This is a genomic window from Hydrogenophaga sp. 2FB (genome assembly GCF_005503365.1).
In the GTDB taxonomy this organism is placed as follows: Bacteria; Pseudomonadota; Gammaproteobacteria; order Burkholderiales; family Burkholderiaceae_C; genus Hydrogenophaga.
The window spans coordinates 1-11,776 of the sequence record NZ_SCML01000063.1 but is presented as its reverse complement, the minus strand read 5'-3'; the positions used below and the strand labels follow the sequence as shown (position 1 = coordinate 11,776).

9 protein-coding genes and 1 tRNA gene are annotated in these 11,776 nt (G+C 64.9%); 7 read left to right on the top strand and 3 right to left on the bottom strand.

Annotation, left to right across the window (positions count from 1 at the left end):
• Nucleotides 1–436: 436 nt before the first annotated feature.
• A complete protein-coding gene (locus FFS09_RS26260) occupies nt 437–2,188 on the bottom strand; it encodes an acetate--CoA ligase (protein ID WP_137921892.1) in 1,752 nt (583 codons plus the stop codon).
• A 35-nt stretch (nt 2,189–2,223) separates the two neighbouring features.
• Between FFS09_RS26260 and FFS09_RS26255 the strand changes: the two genes are divergently transcribed.
• The 7 genes from FFS09_RS26255 (at nt 2,224) to FFS09_RS26225 (ending at nt 10,253) form a co-directional block, all read left to right on the top strand.
• Nucleotides 2,224–3,141, top strand: coding sequence for an alpha/beta fold hydrolase (locus FFS09_RS26255; protein WP_137921918.1), 918 nt, complete (start codon nt 2,224–2,226; stop codon nt 3,139–3,141).
• Nucleotides 3,142–3,238: 97 nt separating this feature from the next.
• Complete coding sequence (locus FFS09_RS26250; protein ID WP_137921891.1) at nt 3,239–3,775, top strand: hypothetical protein; 537 nt, start codon at nt 3,239–3,241, stop codon at nt 3,773–3,775.
• Nucleotides 3,776–3,854: 79 nt separating this feature from the next.
• A protein-coding gene (prfB, locus tag FFS09_RS26245) for a peptide chain release factor 2 (protein WP_137921890.1) occupies nt 3,855–4,959 on the top strand; the annotation gives its coding sequence in 2 pieces (ribosomal slippage) (nt 3,855–3,935 and nt 3,937–4,959; 1,104 coding nt in all).
• A 2-nt stretch (nt 4,960–4,961) separates the two neighbouring features.
• On the top strand, nt 4,962–7,658 hold the full coding sequence (gene pepN / locus FFS09_RS26240) for an aminopeptidase N (protein WP_171020202.1): 2,697 nt from the start codon (nt 4,962–4,964) through the stop codon (nt 7,656–7,658).
• Between the two features lie 19 nt (nt 7,659–7,677).
• Nucleotides 7,678–8,685: a class 1 fructose-bisphosphatase gene (locus FFS09_RS26235; RefSeq protein WP_137921889.1), complete on the top strand. Its 1,008-nt coding sequence runs from the start codon at nt 7,678–7,680 to the stop codon at nt 8,683–8,685.
• Nucleotides 8,686–8,713: 28 nt separating this feature from the next.
• A tRNA-Thr gene (locus tag FFS09_RS26230) sits at nt 8,714–8,789 on the top strand.
• 87 nt (nt 8,790–8,876) lie between these two features.
• Nucleotides 8,877–10,253, top strand: a complete 1,377-nt coding sequence (locus FFS09_RS26225) for a tyrosine-type recombinase/integrase (protein WP_137921888.1) — start codon at nt 8,877–8,879, stop codon at nt 10,251–10,253.
• A gap of 209 nt (nt 10,254–10,462) precedes the next feature.
• Here the strand turns inward: FFS09_RS26225 and FFS09_RS26220 are convergent, their stop codons facing one another.
• Both FFS09_RS26220 and FFS09_RS26215 read right to left on the bottom strand, forming a co-directional pair.
• Nucleotides 10,463–10,882, bottom strand: coding sequence for a hypothetical protein (locus FFS09_RS26220; RefSeq protein ID WP_137921887.1), 420 nt, complete (start codon nt 10,880–10,882; stop codon nt 10,463–10,465).
• A partial coding sequence (locus FFS09_RS26215; protein ID WP_212745164.1) for an antA/AntB antirepressor family protein occupies nt 10,879–11,776 on the bottom strand: 898 nt, incomplete at its 5' end. The genes FFS09_RS26215 and FFS09_RS26220, both read right to left, overlap by 4 nt.

The following is an 11,776-nucleotide window of genomic DNA, read 5'->3' as shown; positions in this document are numbered from 1 at the left end:
GCTCGGGGCACCCTCGCGCTGACCTCGACGGCCCCTTGGTTTGAGTCCTGTTTTTTCTTGAGGAACCTCGCGCTGACGGCTGGCGTGGTCCGCGTTCTCCGGCGCTTGCTCGCGGGCGTCTGCCCGGGCGCGCCCACACCCCTTTGTCAACACCGCTCCCTCACTCAAACTCTGTGGCAACCGCGAATTGGCGCCTGCGCCCGCGAACCCCACCATCCGTCGAGAGTGACGCCCCGGTTCAACCAGCGGTTGAATGGAAACGAGCCTCTTCCGCAGCGCGCAGGCACCCTCATGCGCTTTCATCCATGGTGCGTTACCGCCACTTGGGCTCGTGGGTGTGGGGTGTTCTGCGCAGCGGGGTAAAGGAGGAGCCGGCACCAGCCGGCGGGGGACACCCGCGGAGCAGAGCACCCCGCGCCCGCGAGTCTCGCGAGATCTACGAACGAAGCGCCTCGCGCGCCAAAGCCTCCTCCCGCAAGCGCAAAACCCGCCGCTGCACCTTGCCCGTCGTCGTCATCGGCAAAGCGTCGATGAACTCGATGTCCTTCGGGTACTCGTAGGGCGCGAGCATGCCTTTCACATGTGACTGCAGTTGGGCCACCAGCGCATCCGAACCCGCATGCCCCGAAGCCAGCACCACATACGCCTTCACCACCGCACCCCGCTCGGCATCGGGCTTGGGCACCACGGCCGCGTTCGCCACGGCCGGGTGCTTCACGAGGCAGTTCTCGATCTCGCTCGGCCCGATGCGGTAACCCGCGGCCTTGAACACATCGTCGGCGCGCCCCTGGTACCAGAGATACCCGTCGGCATCGCGCGTCGCCAGGTCGCCGGTGCGGCACCAGCTGCTGGCCGGGTCGCCGGTGAATTTGCCGCGCGTGGCCGCTTCGTTTTTCCAGTAGCCGAGGAAGAAGATCGGGTCGGGTTCGCCGCGCACATCCAGCCGGTGCACCGCCACATCGCCCGGCACTCCCACCGCGCACTCCTGGCCGTCGTCGTCGATCACCGCCACGCGGTGGCCCGGATAGGGCTTGCCCATGCTGCCGGGCTTGGCCGGCCAGAGCCGCGCGCAGTTGCCCACCACGTAGTTGATCTCGGTCTGGCCGAACATCTCGTTGACCGTCACGCCGAGCTGGTCGCGGCAGTAGGCGAACACCGCGTCCCCCACGGCCTCGCCCGCGCTCATCAGGGCCTGCAGCTTGAGGCGGTAGCTCGGCCGCACCTTCGGCACCGCCTTCATCATGGCCTTGAGCGCGGTCGGGAACAGAAAGCTGTGCGTCACCCCATGGCGCTGCATCAGCTCGAACGCCAGTTGCGGGCTGAAACGGCCGTTGTGGCCCACGATGGTTCGGCCGAAGGTCAGCGTGGGCAGCAACGCGTCCATCAGGCCCCCGGTCCAGGCCCAGTCGGCGGGTGACCAGAACACCGCCTTCGACGGGGCCGATGCATCAAAGGGATCGAAGCCGAACCAGTTCTGGCTGCACACGAAACCGCTCAGGTTGCCGATGAGCGCGCGGTGCGGAATGAGCGCGCCCTTGGGGTTGCCGGTGGTGCCGCTGGTGTAGATGAGCACGGCGGCTTCGTCGGCGCGGGTGGCCACGGGGTCGAACTCGGCTGGCTCCTGCGCCAGCAACTCGGACCAGTCCAGGTCGGCCCGCATGCCCTCGGGCGTGCCATCGCCATCGAGCCCGATCACCCCACGCAGCAGCGGGCAGTTCTCGCGCACGCCCAGCAACGCGGACATGGACGGCTGGTCGCAGATGGCGAGCACGGCCTCGCTGTCGTGCAGGCGGTATTCGAGCGCATCGGGGCCGAACAGTTGCGACAGCGGCATGCCGACCGCCCCCATCTGCAGCACCGCCATGTAGGCCACTGCGGTTTCAAAGCGTTGCGGCAACACGATCGCCACACGGTCGCCGCGCTGCACGCCCAGCGCCGCCAGGGCGTTGGACAAGCGGTTGGCCTGCTCCATCAGTTCGCGGTAGCTGTGGCGGCGATCGGGTTGTCCGGGCGCGGTGGCGATCACCGCCGTGCGTCTGGCGGTGGCGGGGCGCTCGGCCCAGCGGCGCATGCAGACGTCGGCGATGTTGAAATGCGTCGGCACCTCCCAGCCAAAGCGCCGGTGCAGGCTGTCATAGAGGTCCATGGACGGCGTGAGGGGCTTGTCGCTGGTTTGACTCCGTCGCATGGGTGGTCTCCATCTCGTTCTCTATGATCGAACGAATGTACCAAGAGCAGAAACCTTCCCGCACCGAATTCGTCCCGGTGCGCAACCTGAACTACCACGTGCGCCAATGGGGCCAGCCCGATGCCGCGCGGCCACCCCTGGTGCTGGTGCACGGCTGGATGGACGTGTCCGCGTCCTGGCAGTTCGTGGTCGATGCCTTGCGCACCGACCGCTGGATCATCGCGCCCGACTGGCGCGGCTTCGGCCTCACGCGCGCGCCCGGCCCGGCGCCCGACAACTACTGGTTCCCCGACTACCTCGCCGACCTCGACGTCCTGCTCGACCACTACGCCGGCGAGCGCGCGGTCGACCTGGTGGGCCACAGCATGGGCGGCCACGTGTCCATGCTCTACAGCGGTGCGCGACCCGAGCGCATCCGCCGCCTCGTCAACCTCGAAGGTTTCGGCATGGCCGAAACCAAGCCCTCGCAAGCGCCCGGGCGCCTCGCGCAGTGGATGGACCAGGTCAAGTCGCTGCACCGCGGCGAGATGGCGCTCAAGGCCTACGACACGGTCGACGGCGTGGCGCAGCGCCTGATGAAAACCAATCCGCGCCTGTCGCAGGACAAGGCCGACTGGCTGGCGCGCCACTGGGCCGCACCCAATGCGCAAGGTGCGTGGGAGATCCTGGGCGATGCGGGCCACAAGGTCATCAACGCCCAACTCTTCAAAGTGGACGAAACGCTGGAGCTGTACCGCCGCATCAGCGCGCCGCTGCTGTGCGTGACCGCGAGCGAAGACAGCCTGGGCGGTTGGTGGAAAGGCAAGTTCACGCTCGCCGAATTCCACGAGCGCCTGAAGGCGGTGCCCAACGCGCGCAGCGCCGAGGTGCAGGACGCCGGGCACATGATGCACCACGACCAACCGGGGGAAGTGGCGCGCATGCTCGAAGATTTCTTTCTCGCGCCGGACTGATTCGCGCCTTCCAGGGCGCTTCACGATCGGACTACGGGTTGTTTCAAACACCTCCTGTCCTACACGCCATACTGGGCGCATGGTTTTACCCTTGTCCATGCCCAGAACATTCCCCCTCTCCCGCGCGCTGTCGGCGCTCGCTCTTCTGGCCACGCTGTCGTCGCCCGTCCTGGCCAGCGACTGGTCGCTGTGCCCCGGCCTCAACGAACCCGCTGCCGAGGGCTCGACCGAGCCCCGCTACGAAGCCTTCCTCTCGCCCTACACCCACCACTGGCAGCACGACGACGAACACAGGCCGGTGTTCGCCGCCAGCCTGAGCCGCCTGCTGCCCGACGACCGCCTCTGCGGCATCAGCCTGTTCCGCAACTCGTTCGGCCAACCCTCGGCCTACGCGTTCGTGGGCAAGTCGTGGCCCGGCCTCATTCCGCGCTACCCCAAGGTCTACGCCTCGGTGACGGCAGGCATTCTTTATGGTTACGTGGGCAAGTACGAGCGCAAGGTGCCCATGAACGTGAGCGGCTTTTCGCCAGCCATCATCCCGGCCATCGGCTACCGCCTCACGCCCCGCAGCGCGGTCGAAGTGCAGATCCTCGGCACCGCCGCCATCATGGTGGGCACCAGCTGGCGCTTCTGACGGGCACCGCCGCCTGCGGTGCCGGCCGGCCCATGAGAAAATCGCTGTCTTTGAACACAGACAGCAGGAAACCGTCCCCATGGAAGCCGAACGCAGCAACGCCATCCGAAGCCAGCTCGAAGACCTGACCACCCGCGTGGTCGAACTCCGGAGGTATCTTTGACTACGATGCCAAAGCATCGAAGTTGAAGGAAGTCGAGTCCGCACTCGAAGACCCGACGGTCTGGAACGACCCCAAACGCGCCCAGGACCTGGGCCGCGAAAAGAAATCCCTGGAAGACGTGGTGCTGGTGCTCGACCGCCTCACCGGTGAGCTTGCCGACAACACCGAGCTGTTCGAGATGTCGAGCGAAGACGGCGACATCGCCGGCCTGGTCACCATCGAAGGCGAAGCCGCCAAGGTCGCGGCCGAGGTGGAGAAGCTCGAATTCCGCCGCATGTTCAACAACCCGGCCGATCCGCTGAACTGTTTCGTGGACATCCAGGCCGGCGCGGGCGGCACCGAAGCCTGCGACTGGGCCAGCATGCTGTTGCGCCAGTACCTGCGCTACGCCGAGCGCAAGGGCTTCAAGACCACCATCGAAGACGAGTCCGAGGGCGACACCGCCGGCATCAAGAGCGCGACCATCAAGGTCGAAGGCGAGTATGCGTTCGGCCTGCTGCGCACCGAAACCGGCGTGCACCGGCTGGTGCGCAAGAGCCCGTTCGATTCGTCCGGCGGGCGCCACACCTCGTTCGCGTCCATCTTCGTGTACCCGGAGGTGGACGACTCGATCGAGATCAACATCAACCCGGCCGACGTGCGCACCGACACCTTCCGCGCCTCGGGCGCGGGCGGCCAGCACATCAACAAGACCGACTCGGCCGTGCGCCTCACGCACATCCCCACCGGCATCGTGGTGCAGTGCCAGGACGGCCGCAGCCAGCACAGCAACCGCGACGTGGCGTGGAAACGCCTGCGTTCGCGCCTGTACGACCACGAGCTGCGCAAGCAGCAGGAAGAACAGCAGAAGCTCGAAGACACCAAGACCGATGTGGGCTGGGGCCACCAGATCCGCTCGTACGTGCTGGACAACAGCCGCATCAAGGACCTGCGCACCAACGTCGAAATCTCCGCCACGCAGAAGGTGCTGGACGGCGATCTCGATCCCTTCATTGAAGCTTCCCTCAAACAAGGCGTCTGAACATGAGCTCATTGCGTGAAGGCCCCACCACCGTGGTTCGCCGCGAAGACTATGCCGCCCCGGCCTACTGGATCGACACCGTCGACCTCTGCTTCGACCTGGACCCGGCCAAGACCCGCGTGCTCAACAAGATGCGCCTGCGCCGCAACCCGGACGTGCCGACACAGGCGCTGCGCCTTAATGGCGAAGAGCTGAACCTCGCGCGGGTGCTGGTCAATGGCGCGGGCTGCTCGTTCAAGATCGAAGGCGACCAGCTCGTGCTGGAATCGCTCCCCGAAGGCCACGAGCCGTTCGATCTGGAGATCTTCACGATCTGCGTGCCCGAGAAGAACACGCAGCTCATGGGCCTCTACGTGAGCCAGGGCACCTTCTTCACGCAATGCGAAGCCGAGGGCTTTCGCCGCATCACCTACTTCCTGGACCGTCCCGACGTGATGGCCAGCTACTCGGTGACGCTGCGCGCCGACAAGGCCAAGTACCCGGTGCTGCTGTCCAACGGCAACCTGGTGGAAGAAGGCGCCCTGCCCGATGGCCGCCACTTCGCCAAATGGATCGATCCGCACAAGAAGCCGTGTTACCTGTTCGCGCTCGTGGCCGGTCAACTCGTGGCGCGCGAACAGCGCATCACCTCGCGCAGCGGCAACAAGCACCTGCTGCAGGTCTACGTGCGCCCCGGCGACATGGACAAGACCGAACACGCGATGAACTCGCTGATCCACAGCGTGGCCTGGGACGAAGCGCGCTTTGGCCTGCCGCTCGATCTCGAGCGCTTCATGATCGTCGCCACCAGCGACTTCAACATGGGCGCGATGGAGAACAAGGGCCTCAACATCTTCAACACCAAGTACGTACTGGCCAACAGCGCCACCGCGACCGACACCGACTTCGCCAACATCGAGTCGGTGGTGGGCCACGAGTACTTCCACAACTGGACCGGCAACCGCGTCACCTGCCGCGACTGGTTCCAGCTGAGCCTGAAGGAAGGCCTCACCGTCTTCCGCGACCAGGAGTTCAGCATGGACCTGTGCGCCGAGCCCTCGGCGCGCGCGGTCAAGCGCATCGAAGACGTGCGCGTGCTGCGCACCGCCCAGTTCCCCGAAGACGCCGGCCCCATGGCCCACCCGGTGCGGCCCGACAGCTACGCCGAGATCAACAACTTCTACACCGTCACGGTCTACGAAAAAGGCGCCGAAGTCGTGCGCATGATGCAGACCCTGGTCGGGCGCGAAGGCTTTGCCAAGGGCATGAAGCTCTACTTCGAGCGCCACGACGGCCAGGCCGTCACCTGCGACGACTTCGCCCAGGCCATCGCCGACGCCAACCCCGATAGCGACCTCACCCGCCTGCTGCCGCAGTTCAAGCGCTGGTACAGCCAGGCCGGCACGCCGCACGTGCAGGCCGAAGGCGTGTACGACGAAGCCGCGCGCACCTACACGCTCACGCTGTCGCAAAGTTGCCTGCCCACACCGGGCCAGGTCGCCAAGGAACCCTTCGTGATCCCGGTGTCGCTCGGCCTGCTGAGCGCCGACGGTCAGCAACTGCCCTTGCAGCTGGCGCACTGGACGCAAGCCGAGACCGGCAGCCGCACCTTCGTGCTCACGCAGGCCAGCGAAAGCTTCACCTTCGTGAACCTCGACAGCGCGCCCGTGCCCTCGCTGTTGCGCGGTTTCTCCGCGCCGGTCGTGCTCGAATGCCACTACACCGACGCGCAACTGCTCACGCTGCTCGCGTCCGACCCCGACCCGTTCAACCGCTGGGAAGCCGGCCAGCGCCTGGCCCTGCGCCGCGCGCTCAAGGCCATCCTCGCCAGTGGCGAGTTGCCCGACGCGCCGCTGGACGGCGCCTTCCTCGGCGCCATGCGCGACGTGCTGCGCCACCACCAGCTCGATGCCGCATTCAAGGAACTCGTGCTCACGCTGCCGAGCGAAACCTACATCGCCGAGCAGCTGGCCGAAGTCGACCCGCAACGCGTGCACGCCGTGCGCGAAGCCATGCGCCTGCAGCTCGCCAGCGCCCTGCAGGACGACTGGGCCTGGGCGTTCGAGCACCACAAGGACAACGGCGCCTACCAACCCGATCCTTTGAGCACCGGCCGCCGCGCCCTTGCGGGCCTGTCGCTCGGCATGTTGTGCCTGGCCTCGCGCCACACCGGTGACACCGTGTGGCCTGGCAAGGCCTACCAGCATTTCAAGGACGCCGGCAACATGACCGACCGCTTCAACGCGCTCTCGGCCCTGGTGGTGAGCGGGCACGCGCTCGCCCGCGATGCACTTGCGCGCTTCCACAGCCTGTTCCGCGACGAAGCCCTGGTGCTCGACAAATGGTTCGCCCTGCAGGCCAGCGCGCCCGACCGCGACGGCAACGTGCTGCCGGCCGTGCGTGCGCTCACGAAGCACGCCGACTTCAACCTCAAGAACCCCAACCGCGCGCGCAGCGTCATCTTCAGCTACTGCAACGCCAACCCCGGCGCCTTCCACCGCGCCGACGCGGCTGGCTACATGTTCTGGAGCGAGCGCGTGGTTGAACTCGACGCGTTCAACCCGCAGGTCGCGGCGCGCCTGGCGCGTGCGCTCGACCGCTGGAAAAAACTCGCCGAACCCTACCGCGGCGCGGCGCGCGAAGCCATCGCCCGCGTGGCGGCCCGAACCAACCTCAGCAACGACGTGCGCGAAGTCATCACCCGCGCGCTGGCCGACTGATTCCCCACACACGACTGCCATGACCCAACGCATCTCCCTCACCCGCTACCTCGTCGAACAACAACGCGTCGACGGCCACATCCCGTCCCAACTGCGCCTGCTGCTCGAAGTGGTGGCGCGCGCCTGCAAGAGCATCAGCCAGGCCGTCAACAAAGGCGACCTCGGTGGCGTGCTCGGCGCCGCCTCCACGGAAAACGTGCAAGGCGAGATGCAGAAGAAGCTCGACATCATCGCCAACGAGGTGCTGATCGAAGCCAACGAATGGGGCGGCCACCTCGCGGCCATGGCCAGCGAGGAGATGGACAGCATCTACGTCGTGCCCAACCGCTACCCGCAAGGTGAATACCTGCTGCTGTTCGACCCGCTCGATGGCTCCAGCAACATCGACGTGAACGTCAGCATCGGCACCATCTTCAGCGTGCTGAAGAAGCCCGAAGGCAGCGCCGGCGTGAGCGAGCACGACTTCCTGCAGGCCGGCTCACACCAGGTGGCTGCCGGCTACTGCGTGTACGGCCCGCAGACCACGCTGGTGCTCACCGTGGGCGACGGCGTGGCCATGTTCACGCTCGACCGCGAACAAGGCTCCTTCGTGCTGACCCAGGAGCATGTGCAGATCCCGGCCGACACCAAGGAATTCGCGATCAACATGAGCAACATGCGCCACTGGGACGCCCCGGTGAAGCGCTATGTGGACGAATGCCTGGCCGGCAAGGAAGGCGAGCGCGGCAAGGACTTCAACATGCGCTGGATCGCCAGCATGGTGGCCGACGTGCACCGCATCCTCACGCGCGGCGGCATCTTCATGTACCCCTGGGACAAGCGCGAACCGAACAAGCCCGGCAAGCTGCGCCTGATGTACGAAGCCAACCCGATGAGCTGGCTGGTCGAACAAGCCGGCGGCGCGGCCACCAACGGCCACCAGCGCATTCTGGACATCCAGCCCGGCAAACTGCACGAACGCGTGAGCGTGATCCTGGGGTCGAAGAACGAGGTGGAGCGGGTCACCAGCTACCACCAGAAGACCTGATTCACACCGAGCTATAATCTCGGGCGTTGCCGGTGTAGCTCAGTCGGTAGAGCAGCTCATTCGTAATGAGAAGGTCGGGTGTTCGATTCATCTCTCCGGCACCACCAATAAGTCCCGGAACCCGCATAGACAGTGGGTTCCGGGCGATTTCAAGGGCTCAAGCGTGGTAGAACCTGTGGTAGTTCTGCCCCATGCATCTTTCCCTTGGCCTCCTGCAAGTGACCATCAAGTACACGTACCCCCGAGGTAGAACCACGATCTACCAGCGGGCTATTCCTACTGACCTGCGCGAACGCTATCCCGGTGCCAATTTCAAGCAAGACCTGAAGACAGCCGACCCGATCAAGGTAGCTCGCATGGCATCCGCGTTGAATGCCAAGCTGGAGGCCGAATGGAATGGGCTTCGCGCCTCTCCAGAATCTTCCCCGAAGGCCCTCAAGGTTCACGCGACGGCGTTCCTGAAGGCTCGCGGCGTGGTGCCAGGAACCACCGAAAACCACCCGATGGCGATTGAATTGCTCCATGACCACATGGACAACAAGCGCATGCAGTACGCGGGCGGTGACGATGAGGAATACCACGAAGCTGCGCCCGAGGATTACCTGAGCCCAGTGGAGATTGAAGCGGGGCGACTTCTGCACGGGAAGACGCGGGACTCCCTCACCGATGCACTGGAGTTGCACCTAGGGATTCACCCGCAACGCGACAACGAGCGCTTCGTGACCTACCAGCGCCGGGCCTTCGATGGGCTCATTGCGGTGACCGGTGACAAGGCCATAGACGACTTCGGACGCGGCGACGCCCGCAGCTACCTGGAGAGTTCGCTGGGCACGGTCAAAACCGCCACCGTGCGCCGCCGCCTGGGCGTCTTGTCCGCTGTGTTCGCTACGTACATCCGCGAGAAAGACCTCTCCCGACCCAACCCCTTTGCGTCGTTGCAGATTCCCAAGGAAGGCCACGACAAGAACCACCGCGAGCCGTTCACAGCGACCGAGCTAGCGACGATGGATGCGGCCTGTCGAGCGAAGGCCGACCCGATGCGCTTGATTCTGCTGATGCTGGCAGGCACGGGCGCACGCCTGGCCGAAATCGTGGGGCTCCCGCTTGAAGACATCGTTTTGGAGGCCTCGATTCCTCACGTCATCTTGCAGGTTCACCCCTGGCGCGATATCAAGGGTGCCAAGGGCATTCGAGGGGTCAAGGACCGCACCGTCCCGTTGCTTGGGTCTGCGCTGTGGGCGGCCCAACGCCTGAAGGCTGGAGCCACACCCAATCAATTCTTCGCGTTCCCTCAGTACACCAATGAGACCATGTGCAAGGCCACACACGCCTCGAACGCCCTCAACGCGTGGTTACGGAGGCAGACGCTCGCGCACACCTGCCACGACCTACGCCATACCGTCAAAGACCAGCTGCGGGCCGTACAGTGCCCCAAGGACATCAGTGACGCAATCACGGGCCATGGGAAGAAGGACACTGGCGACACCTACGGGCATGGCTACGGTCATGGGTCTCTGCTTCGAGTTACATCTGAGTGGATGGTCACCGCAAAGGTAGCGACGGTCTGAAGGCCAACCGCGTTTACAGATAGTGCCGTACCTGCGCGAGCCTCCAACGAAGCCACGTATGTGAGGAGACCACAGGAGAGAAATCTCCCCGTGGTCGTCCACCACAATGCCCATCACATCATTGAATCTCGTGTGATGGGTCTTGGTTCATGGGTGTTGGATCATGTATGCCTTAGCGAACCAAAAGCGAACCGCAACCGGTGGGTTTCTCAGAAGTCCGCACGATCCACCTCTCGGGCGGGTGCCGATGGCTGGGACGGTGACGGCTCCTGACGTTTCGGCCTTCCCCCCCTCCTGCCGTTCTCGCGGTTGGTCTCGGCCTTCTGCACAGCAGCTTCAAACTCACGAACTTGCACATCGTCGTAGACCCACCCGGTGCCGTCCACGGTCAGCAGATCAAGGGCCACCAACGTATCCAGCAGAGCCTCCTGAGGTGACGCGGCGGCCACACGAAGGCGCAACTTCAAGGCGTCGAGCGGCATCTTGCAACCGGCCACACGCCACAAGGCGGAGCGGGCGACATCAAACATGCCGCGCTCTTCCAACGACAGGCGAGCCGTTCGGGTGTCGTGCTCTGCCCAGTTCATGAGCATGTAGGGCATACGGCTGTTGAGTTCGAGCTTGGTCATGCCGAGCTACCCACCGCCGTGCCATTGCGGTACTTGGCGGAACTTACGCGGCCTCCGTAGGGCTTGCGCAGATACTTGATCAATGCGGGCCGCGAGTTCGCGCCCGTTTCAATTGCCGCTCTCGCGGTTTCGTAGCACTGGCTGTAGATGTGGAGGTCTTCGGTATCAAGTACATCCCGAACCGAACGTCCATGCGTTGTCCGCCAGTATCCGGGTGCGTGGCCCGTGAGGACTTCACACACTGTGGCCTTCAAGAGGCGCTCCCTGTCCAGCGCGGTGCCGCGAACTGCAGCCCTGCTGATCCTTCCCGCCTTGGCATCGTCGCCGGCTCGCTTGTGCATCAGGTGCGTGACGCTGTTGTCGATGCCCACGATGGCCCACACGCGAACGGCGCCGTGGGTCACCAGCCGCAAGGCCAAGTCTTCCATGTCGAGGAAGTAACCCCGGACCAGCGCACCCTCTGCTGTGTTCGTCAACATGCAGAGATGGGCTGCGATATCCCTGCTCAGGCGATAGTCGATGCGGGCGGTGCCTCGCACAGGGGTTTTTAGTACGGAGATTTCCGTAGTTAAGTCGGCGCGGTGCATCAGCGGCTTGATGTAGGCAGCCGCCCAATCGTTGAAGCGCCCGTGGGGTTTGCCGATCTTCTCCCACAGCTTGCGGGCGTCGATGGACGGGCAATGGCGATCTTCAACCAGTGGCAGGACACGACGCACCCGAATGATGCGGGCGGCTTGCTCGGGAGTGAACCCCAAGGTAACCATGCGGTGTGTCGTGGCGGTTTGGACGGTTTGAACCAGGGATATGCCGGTGCGCTTTGGTGTATTCATATGTTGCTTTCGCATTGGATGTCCAGCCCCGGCGCTTGCGCGGCCAGGGTGGGGGTAATTGGGG